Origin of the sequence: Cytobacillus oceanisediminis, assembly GCF_022811925.1 — a bacterium.
In the GTDB taxonomy this organism is placed as follows: domain Bacteria; phylum Bacillota; class Bacilli; order Bacillales; family Cytobacillaceae; genus Cytobacillus; species Cytobacillus oceanisediminis_D.
In genome coordinates this window covers 1,217,060-1,231,839 of sequence record NZ_CP065511.1, presented here as the reverse complement: position 1 = coordinate 1,231,839, position 14,780 = coordinate 1,217,060, and the positions used below count along the sequence as shown (strand labels likewise).

The 14,780-nt window shown below is 42.7% G+C and carries 15 protein-coding genes; 5 read left to right on the top strand and 10 right to left on the bottom strand.

From position 1 onward, the window contains the following. Positions 1-310 precede the first annotated feature (310 nt). Both cls and IRB79_RS06365 read right to left on the bottom strand, forming a co-directional pair. Positions 311-1,822 (bottom strand): cardiolipin synthase, encoded by a 1,512-nt coding sequence (gene cls / locus IRB79_RS06370; protein WP_243507489.1) that lies wholly within the window; start codon positions 1,820-1,822, stop codon positions 311-313. Between the two features lie 163 nt (positions 1,823-1,985). Next, positions 1,986-2,159 (bottom strand): hypothetical protein, encoded by a 174-nt coding sequence (locus IRB79_RS06365; RefSeq protein WP_243507487.1) that lies wholly within the window; start codon positions 2,157-2,159, stop codon positions 1,986-1,988. Positions 2,160-2,556: 397 nt separating this feature from the next. Between IRB79_RS06365 and IRB79_RS06360 the strand changes: the two genes are divergently transcribed. Further along, entirely contained in the window at positions 2,557-3,054 is a 498-nt protein-coding gene (locus tag IRB79_RS06360) for a GNAT family N-acetyltransferase (RefSeq protein WP_243507485.1), read from the top strand. A gap of 40 nt (positions 3,055-3,094) precedes the next feature. Here IRB79_RS06360 and IRB79_RS06355 read toward each other — a convergent pair whose 3' ends face one another. From IRB79_RS06355 to IRB79_RS06340, 4 genes are all read right to left on the bottom strand, one after another. Continuing rightward, positions 3,095-3,421 (bottom strand): SCP2 sterol-binding domain-containing protein, encoded by a 327-nt coding sequence (locus IRB79_RS06355; protein WP_243507484.1) that lies wholly within the window; start codon positions 3,419-3,421, stop codon positions 3,095-3,097. 142 nt (positions 3,422-3,563) lie between these two features. Next, positions 3,564-5,345 (bottom strand): gamma-glutamyltransferase, encoded by a 1,782-nt coding sequence (gene ggt, locus IRB79_RS06350; protein ID WP_243507482.1) that lies wholly within the window; start codon positions 5,343-5,345, stop codon positions 3,564-3,566. A gap of 160 nt (positions 5,346-5,505) precedes the next feature. Then, on the bottom strand, positions 5,506-6,111 hold the full coding sequence (locus tag IRB79_RS06345; protein ID WP_243507480.1) for a zinc dependent phospholipase C family protein: 606 nt from the start codon (positions 6,109-6,111) through the stop codon (positions 5,506-5,508). 15 nt (positions 6,112-6,126) lie between these two features. Further along, entirely contained in the window at positions 6,127-6,639 is a 513-nt protein-coding gene (locus tag IRB79_RS06340; protein ID WP_243507479.1) for an acyl-CoA thioesterase, read from the bottom strand. A 145-nt stretch (positions 6,640-6,784) separates the two neighbouring features. On the opposite strand from IRB79_RS06340, the gene IRB79_RS06335 reads away from it, so the two are divergent. Further along, positions 6,785-7,357, top strand: a complete 573-nt coding sequence (locus tag IRB79_RS06335) for a TetR/AcrR family transcriptional regulator (RefSeq protein WP_243507477.1) — start codon at positions 6,785-6,787, stop codon at positions 7,355-7,357. 75 nt (positions 7,358-7,432) lie between these two features. Continuing rightward, a complete protein-coding gene (locus tag IRB79_RS06330) occupies positions 7,433-8,383 on the top strand; it encodes an SDR family NAD(P)-dependent oxidoreductase (protein ID WP_243507475.1) in 951 nt (316 codons plus the stop codon). Positions 8,384-8,393: 10 nt separating this feature from the next. On the opposite strand, the gene IRB79_RS06325 is transcribed toward IRB79_RS06330, so the two are convergent. Next, positions 8,394-9,332 (bottom strand): magnesium transporter CorA family protein, encoded by a 939-nt coding sequence (locus IRB79_RS06325; protein WP_243507473.1) that lies wholly within the window; start codon positions 9,330-9,332, stop codon positions 8,394-8,396. Positions 9,333-9,533: 201 nt separating this feature from the next. Here IRB79_RS06325 and IRB79_RS06320 point away from each other — a divergent pair, with 201 nt between their 5' ends. Together IRB79_RS06320 and IRB79_RS06315 are read left to right on the top strand one after the other, a co-directional pair. Next, the gene (locus tag IRB79_RS06320; RefSeq protein WP_243507471.1) at positions 9,534-9,797 is read left to right on the top strand and encodes a hypothetical protein; all 264 of its coding nucleotides are present in this window, start codon (positions 9,534-9,536) and stop codon (positions 9,795-9,797) included. 58 nt (positions 9,798-9,855) lie between these two features. After that, positions 9,856-10,530: a hypothetical protein gene (locus IRB79_RS06315; protein ID WP_243507470.1), complete on the top strand. Its 675-nt coding sequence runs from the start codon at positions 9,856-9,858 to the stop codon at positions 10,528-10,530. A 34-nt stretch (positions 10,531-10,564) separates the two neighbouring features. Here IRB79_RS06315 and IRB79_RS06310 read toward each other — a convergent pair whose 3' ends face one another. From IRB79_RS06310 to IRB79_RS06300, 3 genes are all read right to left on the bottom strand, one after another. Then, entirely contained in the window at positions 10,565-11,890 is a 1,326-nt protein-coding gene (locus IRB79_RS06310) for a polysaccharide biosynthesis protein (protein WP_243507468.1), read from the bottom strand. 133 nt (positions 11,891-12,023) lie between these two features. Then, positions 12,024-13,391, bottom strand: coding sequence for a YjiH family protein (locus IRB79_RS06305; protein ID WP_243507466.1), 1,368 nt, complete (start codon positions 13,389-13,391; stop codon positions 12,024-12,026). A 12-nt stretch (positions 13,392-13,403) separates the two neighbouring features. Beyond that, positions 13,404-14,723 (bottom strand): aspartate aminotransferase family protein, encoded by a 1,320-nt coding sequence (locus IRB79_RS06300; RefSeq protein ID WP_243507465.1) that lies wholly within the window; start codon positions 14,721-14,723, stop codon positions 13,404-13,406. Between the last annotated feature and the right edge of the window lie 57 nt (positions 14,724-14,780).

The following is a 14,780-nucleotide window of genomic DNA, read 5'->3' as shown; positions in this document are numbered from 1 at the left end:
TGATTATGCCTCGGTCTGGAGACTTAAATGAGGTTATTTGCAAATTCGGATTTCTATTTGCACGGGGGCTTGGTCTATTTGCAGGTTTACTTATCTATTTGCTGGTTCTGGTGCTCTATTTGCAGCTTCACAAGTATATTTGCAAGTTCAACTGCTTTATTTGCAATTTCGCTTATTTATTTGCAAGTTCAGCTGCTTTATTTGCAATTTCGCTTATTTATTTGCAAGTTCAGCTGCTTTATTTGCAAGTTTACTCTATTTGAAAAACTGTTTTCCACACAAAAAAAGCGCCACATCCATGGCACTTTCTTTATAATACCCCTGAAAACAGCCGGGCGAAGGATTCCTTCGATCTTTCCGCCAGTCCGCGTTTATAATACTGGACAGGGCTAATCTTTTCACTTTCTTCCAGATCCTCCTCATAATGGGCGGCAAGATCACGGATTGAGCTTGTACCGTATAGAAAGACGTTTACTTCAAAGTTCAAGTGGAAGCTGCGCATATCCATGTTCGCAGTTCCTATTGAAGCGAGGATTCCGTCAACGATAATGATCTTCTGATGCAAGAAGCCTTTTTTATAGGAATAAATTTCGACACCATATCGAAGCAGTTCCGCAAAATAAGACCGGCTTGCGTATTGTGTCAGGAAGCTGTCATTGATCTCAGGGACCAGGATGCGCACTTCCACTCCTTTAGCCGCAGCCACCCTCAATGCGGTGCGAATGGATTCATCGGGGACAAAATAAGGTGTGGCAATCCAAATGGACCGTGTCGCGCAGGAAATCATTGAATAATACAGATCACTCATAATTCCCTGCTGTGTGTCGGGACCGCTGGCCACCACCTGCACCGCACCATCGAGCACATCATCATCAATTGGATACTTTACATTTCTGTATTCCTCCAGCACATCTTCCTTGCTGACATATTCCCAGTCCAGCAGAAAGACCGTATGCAGTGTGTACACAGCCTCCCCCTTCAGGAGCATGTGAGTATCCCGCCAGAAGCCGATTTTTTCATTTTCGCCCAGGTATTCAACGCCCACATTCAATCCTCCCACAAAGCCGACTTTCCCATCTATTACAACAATCTTGCGATGGTTTCGGAAGTTGAATTTCTGATTGAAAAAACCGTACTTCAGTGGAGAAAATGGCCTTACCTTAATGCCTGCATCCTCCATCGACTGCAAGTCCTCCAGTGTAATCCCCATGCTGCCTGCCGCATCAAAAATAAACAGCACTTCCACACCCTGCCTGGCTTTATCCATCAAGATATTGATGATTTCCTTGCCAAGCCTGTCAGACCGGAAAATGTAATATTCCATATGGATAAACTCTTCTGCTTCCCGCAGCTTATTCTTGATTTCATTAAATGTCTCCTCGCCATTTTTAAGGATCTTCGCCCGTGAATTGGTGCTTAGCGGGGTCAATGCCACATTATTGGCGAATTTTGCAAAGCAGTGCTGGCTGTCCTGCAGGAATGATATATCAGGCGCGTCTTCTCTTTTCATCAGCCTTTTCCATTCATCCCTGTCCCTGCTCCTTTTGCTTTTAAACAAGTAGCCCTTCAAATAAAGCTGCCCGGAAAACAAATAAAACAGATAGCCGGCAACCGGAAAAAACACCAGCACATACATCCACAGCAAGGTCTGGTTAGGGCTGCGATTCTCAAGCATCAAGGAATAGACGCTGATAAAAATAACAGCTGCATAAAGCAGGACAGCACCGATTTTAATTGGCGAGCCGGCATCCGTGAAAAATATCGTATACACTGATGCAATCAGGATAAAAACAAATAAGGATTCAACTCTTCTTTTTTTCATAGCCCACTTCTCCAAATCTAAAAAGGTTACAATATGTATGATTCCTTATACCCTTTTTGATGCCCTATAGAAACCAGGCAACATTAGCTTTTCCCATTTTCAGGAGAAGAAAGCATGGTCCGAAAAAAAAGAAGAGCCTTGCTGATAACGCAAAACTCCATGGCTATTGTCCGCCTCCGGTATAATGATTATCACCCATCGTATAATTCGTGCTTTCCCCCGGTTTTTCACTTGGGCTGATTCCTTTTTGGATCGTATTATTTATCTTTTTCCTTCTTCGGTCGATCCAATAAGCGAAAGCCAGAGTCGCGATAATTAAACCAAACAGCACTCCCATTCTGCGTCCCCCTTTTTATATGTATATTCAATATGAATAAACCATTGCTTACTATTCGGGGCGGAAGTCTTTTTTCCTTTTTAAAAAGAGAGCTATTCTTCATAGCTCCCTCTTAAAATTACTTCCTCATATTCTCCTGGTCCTTCAAACGGTTTTGCTGATCCGGCTTACGCTCCTGATTTTTTAATGACTGCTCTTGTTTCTGCCCGGTATTTTGCCCTTTTACATATCTTTTAAGTCCTTGCTGTTTTCCTTAGACATTCCAATCCCTCCTGTACCTTTTTTTTATCCTGTTCCCTTATAAAGGCAGAAAAAAACTATATTTAGAAAAATATTAAAGGAGTTTTTACTGTTAACGAGAATCTAGGGGTTAGGAAAAAATAAAGGAGTGTCCAGGATGAAAATTAGGCTTCTGCGCCCGGATGATGCTGAAATATACAAAGAGATAAGATTGGAAGGATTAAAAAAGAATCCGGAAGCATTTGGTTCAAGCTATGAGGAGGAAGCCGGGAGGCCTCCTGAAGTGTATGGAGAAAGATTTAAGGGGGATAACTCCTTTCACTTCGGCGCATTTGAAGATGGAAAACTAATAGGTGTAGTCAGTTTAGTAAGAGATACAGGAGTGAAAATGAATCATCGTTCCAATATTTATGCGATGTACGTTACAGAGTCCGCGCGTCGGAATGGCGTTGGCAAGGTCCTGGTTGGCAAGGCTGTGGAAAAGGCCCGCTCATGGGACGGAGTTGAACAAATTCACCTGGCCGTAATATCTGAAAATATTCCAGCTAAAAAGCTTTATGCTTCTTTCGGCTTCGAGGTTTACGGCAAGGAGAGGCACGCACTGAAGATTGATGGAAAGTACTATGATGAAGAACTGATGGCATTATTTTTATAATAAAATAAGGCAGCTTCCTGTTTGAGGTGCTGCCTTCTTATCATTGATATTTCTTTACAATTTCCTGCAGCTTCAGAGCTAGCCCCATTTTGCCGCATACTTTCAGGCTGCCTGTCATAAATGCCATGGTCGTGTTGAGATCATCTTTTAATAACTTAGAAAAGTTTTTGTCTGACAGTTTCAGTGTCACTTCAGGCTCATGAGGAGCACCCTCTTCCACTATGACTTTTCCCTCCTTTAATGAAATCTGAATGGGACCGCTTTCCTCAAGGTCCACTTGAAATACCCTATTTTTTTCATCCTTGATATGTACGGGATCAGCGTTCATTTTAACTGCCAGCTGGTATAATTCATCTTTAACTGTCATGGCATGTTCCCCCTCCTTTTATGAATGCCTGCATAAATTATATTTCAACAAATAATGATAAATCCCTGCCGAAAAATGAACAACTATTCATTTCCCAGCAAAAGAATAGCACCTTACTGAGAAGGCGCTATTCTCATATATTTTATTTTCTCTTCCCTTTACCTTTCAAATCAACGCCAATGGCAGCTCCATTGCGGCTTGAATCTGCTACTCCTTTGAAAATTCCTTTATCACGGTCGATCAAAATACTTTGGACGTTTCCAATTGTGGTCGGATTCGGACCGAAGTTATGCCCCATTCCATTCAGCTCGTTTATAGCTTCTGAAGGAATGCCTTCTTCAAAGCGATAGGAGTTCAGGTTATTTGTATAGATCCGCGGTTCCTCAACTGCTGCTTTTAACTCCATGTCATATTCTATGGCGTAAAGGATCGTCTGCAGGACTGATGTTATAATCGTTGGGCCGCCTGGTGAACCGACTGTCAGTACAGGCTCTCCATCTTCAAAGACAATCGTCGGTGTCATCGAGCTTAAAGGCCGCTTGTTAGGCTGGACTTCATTTGCTCCGCCTGGTACGGCATCAAAATCTGTCAGCTCATTATTCAGCATTAATCCATAGCCCGGAACCATGATTCCTGTTCCGAATACCTGTTCAATCGTTGTCGTATAAGAGACAACATTTCCCCACCTGTCCGTTACGGAAAAATGGGTAGTCTCGCCGTATTGGCTGTCATTCGGCTGTTCAGCCCTTTCATAATCGGCTTCACCCTCTTCATATTTCCATGGATCGCCTGCTTCAGGATTTTTGTTGACTTTATCCAGGCTGATAAGTTCCTGGCGCTCTTTAATGTAATCCGGGTGAAGGAGCCCATTGACCGGGACATTTACAAACTCTGGATCCCCTGCATAGACGGCGCGGTCTGCATAGGCAAGATGCATGGTCTCAGCTAGCAGGTGATATTTTTCCCAGGATTTCAAATCATATTGTGATAGATTAAAGTCATCCAAAATCTTCAGCATCTGCAGCAAAAACACTCCGCCAGAGCTTGGAGGCGGCATGCTTGCAATTTCATATCCCTGGTAATCTCCCCAAATAGGCTCGTCAATAGTTACTTCATACCCCGCAAGGTCTTCAGATGTCATCGATCCGCCAAAACCCTGCACCACACCAGCAAGAGCGTCTGCAATTTCCCCATTATAAAAAGCGTCTGTTCCGCCAGCACGTATCATCTTCAGGGTTTTTGCAAGATCCTTCTGTACTAGACGGTCCCCCTCTTCAAGAGGTTCACCCTTAGGCAAAAACACTTTGCCGGCAGCCGTTCTGCCAAGCTTATCCTGATTATCGGCAATCGCATCGGCTAATACAGAATCAATCGGAAAGCCTTTATCTGCCAGCTTAATCGCAGGACCGATCAGCTGCTGCATAGGGCGTGTTCCCCATTTTTCAAGAGCCGTTTCCAATCCCTTCAATGTGCCGGGAACACCGACAGCCGTACCGCCAGTTGAACGCTCCGCAAATGGAATCGGTTTTCCGTTTTCATCCAGGAACATATCTGGTGAGGCACCGGCTGGGGCACGTTCACGGCTGTTAATGATGTTGGTTTCTTTCGTTTTGCCATCATAGACCATCATGAAACCCCCGCCGCCAATTCCGGACATCATCGGTTCCACAACATTGAGGGCAAGTTGAACAGCGACAGCCGCATCGATGGCATTACCGCCCTTTTTCAAAACATCCGCCCCAATTTTTGACGCAAGCGGATGGGCTGAAGCCACCATTCCATCCTTGCCGATATCAACCTGGCTATAACCGCCATAACCATCATCAGGCTTTGGCTTTTTCGCCTGCCCGGTTAAAGGCATGGTTCCGGCAACTAGTAAAATACTTAAAAGCATTAGAATACTAGCTTTCAAAACTCTTCTCATAATCTTCCTCCTTCTGTTAGGTTCTACACGTCTAACTTAAGAGGAAGGAAAAGGATAATCAAGAAATAAGAGTTAATATTCTGAAAGTTAAATCTATTTTACTAGACACTGATGTGTAAAAAGGTTCAATTATACTTGCAGAATAGGAAGATATAAGGAGTCAGTTTTTTACAATTGAAAGTTTCTTTAACTCGGCAGCCCCCAGCTCCACGGATGTCTCCACGTAGCCGATGATCTGCTGGAATGTAAACACTTCAAGGGGCTTTTCAGCGTCGTTTTTATCATATTCGAAGTCTTTTAAAACATAAGGAATGAAAGCACTGACTTGATCGGCAGAAACCTCATCTAAATCTGGCACCTTTACACTTTTCATCTCAAATCTAACTTGGCCGTAATGTTCAGACAGCTTTGCATTACATAGGCGAAAATCATTATGATAGCGGGTAAAGACTTTCTCATCTTTTTCCATTCTGTTTTTCAGCCAGGAAAGATAGAAGCCTGTCAGCCAGACATGGTCTGCAATTAAGTGGGTGTAATATCCGAGGATGTAAGGTGAATGACTTTTGCTCCTGTATTTATCAAGGAAACTCTTATAATCTATTCTTCGCGTGTAATCGTCCGTATTCCCTTTGTAAAAATGGGAAAGATCTTTGGGAGAAATAACGTCTGGCGCTACTCCCCCCAGTAAAAAAGCTGCTCTGTCTTCCATTTTCAATCTGGATGCAATTTCATTGGCGATTATGCTATGCATCACTCTAGATCCCATTCTTCTCCCCCTTATTTACCAAGGCAGACCTGTACCGTATTTCTTTGCCCTGGCTTCACTGTCCTTTCTCCGTCTTTTGCGAATTTCCGCACGTTCTTTTGCTGATTCATATAAGCTCTTTTCTTCATCTGTCTCAGGCACAACCGCCGGCACCGGGGTCGGCTTTCCTTTCTCGTCAACCGCAACCATTGTCAAAAAGGACATAGCACACACATTTCGGTCCCCGGTCAGCAGGTCTTCTGCAATTACTTTTACGAAGATCTCCATTGATGTCCTGCCTGTATAGGTCACAAAAGCCTCCAGGCAGACTGAATTGCCTTCATAAACCGGATGAAGAAAGTCAACAGAGTCTGTAGATGCGGTTACGACATTTCTCCTTCCATGCCTCATCGCCGCGATGGCTGCCACATCATCAATATAAGCCATCAGCTTGCCGCCGAATAGTGTTCCATATGTATTCGTGTCTGGCGGAAGCACGATGCTAGTTTTTACCGTAAAAGATTCTCTGCATGTTTTTGTCTCACTCATGTTGTTCCCTCCTGTTTTATTAAAGCATATCAAAAGCTGATGGCTAATAAAAATAATTTGGATAGATAGTAAAAAAACATTGCCAAAAATATCCTCTTTGTCATATAATCTTATTGACCAGTGTTCAATAATGAAAGGTGATTCCATGAGTCCAAGAAAATCAGCCCATGACGAACTAACAAAAGAAGCAATCATCTCTGTTGCACGTGACCTGTTTGTAAAGGAAGGATATTCAGCAGCATCCATGAGAAAAATTGCGGACACCCTTCAGTGCAGCCATGGTGCCATCTATTATCATTTCAAAAATAAGGCTCAATTATTTTACGAAATTGTTGAAGCCGATTTTCAAAAGCTCGATCAAGTCCTCGACAGTGTGCTGGGAGAATCTGCAGATACCAATGAACAGAAGCTTTTCAGCATTTTTTACGGGTATATCCAATTTGGGCTGACCCATCAAAAACATTATGAGCTGATGTTTTTAATTCGTGATGATGATGTGAAAAGCTATCTAAATGAAGGACCAAATAAAAGCTATATGCATTTTGCGCAAGCGATTAATTCACTCGCTCCAAGATCTCTTTCCATAAAGGATATTTGGTCTGTATTTCTAAGTTTGCACGGCTTTGTCACACATTATTGCAGATCGGAAACAACATTTGAAGAAGTGAAGGAACTCGCCTCTTCACATGCCCAATTTTTAATAAAAGCAATTTTTTAAAGAAATGACATTGCATTTCTTTAATTTTTCCCCTTAATTGAACAGTGGTCAATTAAATAAAAAGGATGATGAAGAATGATGAAAACAGCTGCAGTTTTAGGAGCAACAGGCGGTATGGGCTATGCTTTAACAGAGGCATTATGCCGCAGAAATATTAAAACTATCGCTTTTGCAAGGTCTGAAGAAAACCTGCTTAACTTCAAAAAAGACTGGGGACCAAATGCTGTTATCCATTCAGGCGATGCACTGAATGAAAATGATGTTGAAAAGACAGTGTCCGAAGCAGATGCTGTTTTTCATGCCATCAATATCCCTTACCCGGACTGGGATCCCACACTCTCAATTATCTTAAATAATATCCTGCAGGCTTGCCGCAGACATCATAAGCCTTTTATTTATGCTGATAATATATATTCCTATGGCCTTCAATCCAGCCCCGCTAACGAAGTTTCTCCCAAGAATCCGCACACAAAAAAAGGCAAGCTACGCCAAACCTTAATTGAGATGATAAAAAACTCAGGTGTGCCATACATCATTGCCCACTTCCCTGACTTTTACGGACCTCAAACAGGCAACACTCTCTTGCACTATACTCTCAGCCAGATTATTGAAAAGAATAAGGGCATGTTTGTCGGCAAAACCAATATACCCAGAGAATTCATTTTTATTAAAGATGGAGCAGAAGCGTTAGCCGAACTTGCATTGAATGGAAACTCATACGGTGAAGTCTGGAATATCCCTGGTGCAGGGACCATAACCGGGGAAGAAATAGCCAGTATTGTTTCTCATCATCTTAGTAGAGGCGTTACTTTCAGACCTGTCCATAAATGGATGGTTCGTGCCATCGGTGTTTTTGATCCCATGATGAGGGAATATACAGAATTGATGTATTTGAATCAGAAGCCTGTTATTTTGGACGGCAGTAAATATGAAGCGAGAATTGGAACTCTCCCTAAAACACCATACGAGGCTGGGATTAAAGTGACACTGGATCATTTACTAAACGAAAGGAATGCCGCATTCTAACGGCATTCCTTTATTTAAAGAATGAATTCTTCTTTTTTCCCCTTAGGATATCACCCATCCAGCCTTTTTTAACAAGCATGATATAGAGGGCTGCGGTAGAAGCGATGATAATGATAATGGAGAACAAATACCCATACTTCCATTCCAGTTCGGGCATAATTTTGAAGTTCATGCCCCATAGTGCTCCCCAGGTTGCGATCGGAGTCATAAGGGTGGTAATGACCGTGAGCGTCTTCACGATTTCGTTTCCCCGGTGCATCGATACCATTTCTTCAAAATTAACAAGATCATCAATTTCCTGCTGATACTCCCGCACCAGCGTATAGCCTCTTTCAATCCGCTTGCACGTTCTTTTAAATTCAATTCCTTCTGTTACACCATCACCAAATGTTTCTTCTACACCCAGCCTGATTTCCTTAACAGGAATCATGATATTCTTCCACACCAGGATCTGATGACGGAGTTCATAAATTTCTTCCAGGCGGTTAATATTATTCTTCTCTTTTATTTTCCATAACAGCTCATTTAACCGTACTTCAAATTTATCAATCTTCTGGATGTTATCACTAAGGATTTCTCCTAAAATCACGAAAAATCCATCAATGGCATTATGGGTATAATTCATTTTTTTCAAAAGCAGTGAATCATCAGACTGAATGACAGACGAATCAAAGTTGACTGTGATGAGAAAATCCCTTGTCAGAAAATAGTGAAACAAACTATTTTCATGCTTCTCCTTCGTTTTCTGCTGATAAATAAGCGAGCCGCTTAGAAATTCCTTATCACGAACGAAAGTATCTATTTCCATTACATTTGTTTTGTTCTCTGATGTGTTCTTGGCCCATTCCTGTAATGCTTCTTTATAGTCGCCGGCCTCATTAAACTCTATTTCATCCAAATGATCATAACGGTACCATTTCCAATTATCTTCGCTATATTCCTTTTCCATCCCCATCTTCCTCCTGGAATCCTAATCCTTTTTAATAAATACATAATTCCCCTCTCATGGCCCTAGTAAAACCCTTTAGAAGGAGTAATTATTTCTAGTACTGGAAACAATGTTAATAAGACTAAATGTTTGCATTTAATTATACCGGGTAAATATACACCAAGAAATACAAATCCAATTATTTGAAGGAGGAGCATACTCATGAATTCTCGTCCGTTAAATCCATATCTTTTAGCCGGTGTTGGCATTACAAGTATTTTATTGTTGGCAAGCAAAAACAATCGAAATAAGGTTCAGTCTCTTGCAGTTAAGATGAAAGGCATGCTTCCAGACCGCTTTTTAAATGATACAGTGCCTGAAGAAAAACTTGGCCACCCGGACCCGCATAATATTGAAGATAACAAAATGGTAGATGAAGGTGCCATGTATTCAGTAAATTACTATAACGAAACCGTACAGCAATGACCTAAGGACTGGCTTCCTTAGGTTTTTTACATAATTCTAAATTTTCGGAGGAAATAAGATGGGTGTTCTTTTCATCCTGATTTATTTGGGAATCGTTTTGGCTGTTATCGAAATTCATACCCTTATCTTCACATATACTGGGCTTGATAAGCATATTGCGAGATTTCAGGTGATCAGCATGCTGACAGGAACCGGCTTTACAACCGGGGAATCGGAACTGATTATCGACCATCCGATCCGCAGAAGGTTCGGAGCCTTTTTAATTTTATTTGGTGCCTTCTCATTGGCAGTTATTATTTCTGCAATCAGCAGCATCCTCTCAGATGAATTTTTTACTGCTAAGATCTCGTTCGTTGCCGCCGCCCTAATCATGGTTATTTTTATTTTAAAGATGCCTAAAATGCGGGATTATCTTTCGGGGAAACTGGAGCATGAGCTCGAAGAACATTATGATTTTCGTGATCTCCCGATAAGAGAAGCGCTGCTTACAGATGATACTGATCATGTATTGGATTATTTCATTGATGAAACATGTGAATTTAAGGAAAAGGAGTTAGGAGATATTATCGAAGAGGATGAGGATATCAATGTGCTGTATATCCAGCGGGGTGACGTAAAGATTAGAAAAGAACGGCTAGTGACGGAGCTTCAGGAAGGCGATCATATTATCCTGTACGGAGATGAACATACAATTGAGAGCAAATTCGGGAAAAAAAATGAGGGAAAAAAATAGCATCTGCCCATGGGAGGGAGATGCTTTTTCATTTTCAGTAAAACTGCTTAGCTGGCGATAGATACAGAGTCAGCCCAATTTTCCTGCATACTGTTACATAATGCATCATGGCGAGGAGCACTGCTCCTGTATTCATGCCCATAATGATCCCATCCATCTGCAGGCTATGCATTGAACCAAGCAGGTACATGACTGTAAATGAAACAACCGTGGACCATACTGAATGATAAGCTGCATCTTTCATCAGGCCCAGGCCGATTAAGTAGGCCTGCATCGGGATAATGAAGAAGTGAAGCAAAAAGAATGGCCAAAGCATCTGCAAATACACTGCTGCATCTGTTGAATGAAAAAACACATCGGTCAGCGGCCGTGCGAAAAAGTAAAAAAGTCCAACCGAAGGAATTCCGTATAAAAAAGTGACAAAAAACACCTGCTGAAGAAGCCTCCTCAGTTCATCCAGGTTTTTATCCGCATATTCTTTAGACACAGTTGGAATCAGCATAATTAAAAATGAATGGGCAATGAAGGATGGAAAAAAGCCGATTGTCATGGCCACACCTGCAAGCATACCAAAATGCTCTGTCGCGATTTCTCCCGGCACCCCTGCTTTAAATAGCGCCGCTTTGATCAAAAATGGCTGAACTGCATGGGTCAAGGCATGAAAAACTCGTAAAGCGGTAGTCGGCACAGAGACAGATAGAAGGTTTTGCCGAACACTTTTACCGCTGATAAAACTCGATGGCTCTTTTTTAATGCGCTGATACTGAATAATAAACATATGCAGAAGATATAGGAAAACAACAATCTCACTTCCTACAAAAGTACAAAAAGCAATGAATACTGCGGTATTGGCATCAAATTGAAAGGCCTGGTAAAGAACCACGAGCAGAAGGAGCTGAACGGATTTGCGCAGAAAATTGGAGGCTGCAATTTTCCCCATTTGATGCTTGCCCATGAAAAAGCCTCTGGCAATCGAGGAAAATGACACGATTGGGATGAACCCGATCACAACCCATCTCAGCAGCGGGTGATACTCATTAAAGACACTGACAAACGGAATAATAACCGCTGCAGCTGGCACCAAAATGGCTGTAAAGATAATAGTCAGCTTGATGACATGATGAAGCATGCTGAGATGGTACCTTTTATCTTTTTCCGCAATGAATTTGGAAATAGAGATCGGAAGCTCAAAACTTGCCAGCAGCACAATCAAAAATATGGTCGGCAAAATCGACATGTACATGCCGAGTCCCCTCTCCCCCAGTTCCCGGGCGAGCACCATATTTACCACAAACTCTATACACTCGCTTGCAAAAGCCGCCAGTGCAAGCAATATGACTCCTTTGAAGAATTTACTCATTGCGCCTCTCCTTATATAATGCAGATTCTATATAAGATATGAGACATGCCCCGATAATATATTGCCCTTTTGGAACTTTTAAGAAAATTAATATAACGAAAAGGAGGCTGGCTATATGCCACCCTCCTTTCAACTAAAATACAAAAACATGTGCAATCAGTACAATAACAGGTAAAGTAATAACCGTTCTTTCAATAAAAATAACGAATAAATCCAAAAAGCTCAGCGGAATGTTCGAACGCAGGATCAGGATCCCGATTTCAGACATGTATACTAATTGTGTTAATGACAGGCCCGCCACGACAAATCTTGTCAGCTCGCTCTCAATCCCGCTCCCTATAACGGCCGGAAGGAACATATCAGCAAAGCCAACAAGCATGGTCTGTGCTGCTGCTCCTGCTTCCGGCAATTGCATAAACTCCAAAACCGGGATGAGCGGGTATGAAATAAACTTAAATGCAGGCGTGTATTCCGCAATGATCAGGGCTGCTGCTCCCAGGCTCATCACAAGCGGAATCAGGCCCATCCAAATATCCAAAACGGTTTCAATGCCATTGGTTAACAGCTTTTTGGGACCCGGAGCATTCCTTGCTTTATCAATTGCCTGCTCCCATCCCCATTTCAATTTCGAAACCCCTTCCGGAATGGTTTCATCAATCTGCTGTCCTACTGGCTCATAATAAGTATCCGGCTTCCGGGATAATGGCGGAATTCTTGGCATAATCAATGCTGCCACGACACAGGCAGCAGAAACGGTTAAGTAAAAAGGGATGAATAAATGGCCAAGACCAACCACATTCGCAACGACAAGACTGAAAGCAACAGATGCAATCGAAAAGGTTGTTGCAATGACCGCTGCTTCTCTTTTTGTGTAAAATCCTTCATCATATTGCTTCGTTGTTACCAATACACCTACTGTTCCGGCGCCCATCCAGGACGCAAGGCAATCGATGGAGGACCGTCCGGGAAGTGTAAAAAATGGTCTCATAAATTTTTGGACAAGCGCCCCTATGAACTCCATTAAACCAAACTCTACTAAAAGCGGCAAAAGGATGCCGGCAAACAGGAACCACGTAAGCAAAACGGGAGCCAGGTCGTAGAGAACCACTCCGCCTGTACTCCGCGACCAGATAAATTCAGGCCCGATCTCAAACAAAGTCATGATCCCTACTGCGAATCCAAGGATTCTCATGGTTAATCCAAACTTGCCGGTATCAAATAATCCTTTTAAAAACTTATTATCCAGTATAAATGCCGGTTTTGCTGCCTTTGTCAGGATGGAAAGAAAAACCGATATCCCTAAAATAAAAATGATAATGGCAGGCATCTGTTCACTGAACGCATTGCCTAAAAGAGAGGCTAAAATACCAACACCAATCGTTACATCTCCCTGAAATTTAACTGGAACCAGAAATAGGAGCGAACCAATTAAAGATGGAATGATGAATTTCCAATATTCTCCTGTGACAGCCTGCGGCTTAACCCTTGTCTCAGCTTTCATTCTCATACCTCCTTATAATTTGGAAACAACAGCTTCATGTTCTGTAAGTGCTTCTTCCAATACTTTCAGCCCCTGGTCGATTTGCTCTTTTGTCACGATAAGCGGCGGAATCATCCGAATCACTTCCCCTGAATTTCCGCAGAGATAAAAGAGGACTCCCTTATCAAGTGAAGAGTTCAGAATATCCATTACCGCTTTTCCATCCGGTTTTCCGGTTTGCGGGTCGATTATTTCAATGCCGATCATCAGCCCCAGACCTCGGACACTGCCAATTGCAGGATGTTCGGCTTTCAAATCCTGTAATTTCTTTAATGCATACTCTCCCATTTGCTTTGCGTTTTCCAAAAGATTCTCCGCTTTTAGGACTTCAAGAGACGCCAATGCTGCAGAGCATGCAATGGGATTTCCGCCGAAGGTTGTTCCATGTGCACCCAGCGGCCACTTTTCCATCAGTTCCTTCGAAGCTGCAGTTGCGCTTAACGGCAGTCCTGCCGCGATTCCTTTTGCAATCGCCATAATATCCGGCACAACATCAAAAGCCTGAGCGGCAAACCATTCTCCAGTACGCCCAAAGCCGGTTTGCACTTCATCAAATATCAGCAGGATACCATGCCTGTCACAGATTTCCCTGATCTTCTGCATCCATTTCTTCGGAGGAATGATATAGCCTCCTTCCCCGAGAACCGGTTCAATGATCATGCAGGCAACTTCTTCCGGGTCTACCTGATGCTTGAAGAGTGTTTCAGCATCCTTTTCCATTTTTCTTGGGAAGTACTCCTCAGGATCTTCACCAAAAGGGCAATCCCGCTCATCCGCATATGGAAGCTGATAAGTCAGCCAGGACGGCTGCTGAAACTTGCGGTATTTGCTCTTGGATGTGGATACACTCAGTGCCCCCATCGACCTTCCATGGAAACAGCCTGTGAAGGAGACAACATAGGGCCTCCGCGTGACATACTTTGCAAGCTTAATAGCTCCTTCGATTGCCTCAGTCCCGCTGTTCGCAAAGAAAAAGCAATCCAGATTTCCCGGCGTAATTTTTCCAAGCTCATCTGCGAGCCGCAAAATCGATTCATAGATGATAACGCCTGACGGGCCGTGCACCAAATGGTCTGCACTGTCTTTAATGGCCTGTACAACCTTTGGATGGCGATGTCCGACATTTTCCACTGCGATGCCTGATGTAAAATCCAAATACTCTTTTCCGTCGACTCCGTAGTAATAGCAGCCTTCTGCCTTGACCACCGGCAAATTCGGGTGATCCTTTGCCATGCTTGGCGCCAATAAGTTTGAAATGTTTCCGACAAGATGACTCCAATTTTCTCCGTTCATACTTTCCCCTCCTGAATCCTGCATAGATGTAAATGCTATGTTTTCTCTGCTATTCTT

Excerpts from the sequence above, each read along its gene's own strand:
- cls (WP_243507489.1), bottom strand. The coding sequence starts at position 1,822 with ATGAAAAAAAGAAGAGTTGAATCCTTATTTGTTTTTATCCTGATTGCA.
- ggt (WP_243507482.1), bottom strand. The coding sequence starts at position 5,345 with ATGAGAAGAGTTTTGAAAGCTAGTATTCTAATGCTTTTAAGTATTTTA.
- IRB79_RS06310 (WP_243507468.1), bottom strand. The coding sequence starts at position 11,890 with ATGAGTAAATTCTTCAAAGGAGTCATATTGCTTGCACTGGCGGCTTTT.
- IRB79_RS06320 (WP_243507471.1), top strand. The coding sequence starts at position 9,534 with ATGAATTCTCGTCCGTTAAATCCATATCTTTTAGCCGGTGTTGGCATT.
- IRB79_RS06360 (WP_243507485.1), top strand. The coding sequence starts at position 2,557 with ATGAAAATTAGGCTTCTGCGCCCGGATGATGCTGAAATATACAAAGAG.
- IRB79_RS06325 (WP_243507473.1), bottom strand. The coding sequence starts at position 9,332 with ATGGAAAAGGAATATAGCGAAGATAATTGGAAATGGTACCGTTATGAT.
- IRB79_RS06300 (WP_243507465.1), bottom strand. The coding sequence starts at position 14,723 with ATGAACGGAGAAAATTGGAGTCATCTTGTCGGAAACATTTCAAACTTA.
- IRB79_RS06335 (WP_243507477.1), top strand. The coding sequence starts at position 6,785 with ATGAGTCCAAGAAAATCAGCCCATGACGAACTAACAAAAGAAGCAATC.
- IRB79_RS06330 (WP_243507475.1), top strand. The coding sequence starts at position 7,433 with ATGATGAAAACAGCTGCAGTTTTAGGAGCAACAGGCGGTATGGGCTAT.
- IRB79_RS06315 (WP_243507470.1), top strand. The coding sequence starts at position 9,856 with ATGGGTGTTCTTTTCATCCTGATTTATTTGGGAATCGTTTTGGCTGTT.
- IRB79_RS06365 (WP_243507487.1), bottom strand. The coding sequence starts at position 2,159 with ATGGGAGTGCTGTTTGGTTTAATTATCGCGACTCTGGCTTTCGCTTAT.
- IRB79_RS06305 (WP_243507466.1), bottom strand. The coding sequence starts at position 13,391 with ATGAAAGCTGAGACAAGGGTTAAGCCGCAGGCTGTCACAGGAGAATAT.
- IRB79_RS06355 (WP_243507484.1), bottom strand. The coding sequence starts at position 3,421 with ATGACAGTTAAAGATGAATTATACCAGCTGGCAGTTAAAATGAACGCT.
- IRB79_RS06345 (WP_243507480.1), bottom strand. The coding sequence starts at position 6,111 with ATGGGATCTAGAGTGATGCATAGCATAATCGCCAATGAAATTGCATCC.
- IRB79_RS06340 (WP_243507479.1), bottom strand. The coding sequence starts at position 6,639 with ATGAGTGAGACAAAAACATGCAGAGAATCTTTTACGGTAAAAACTAGC.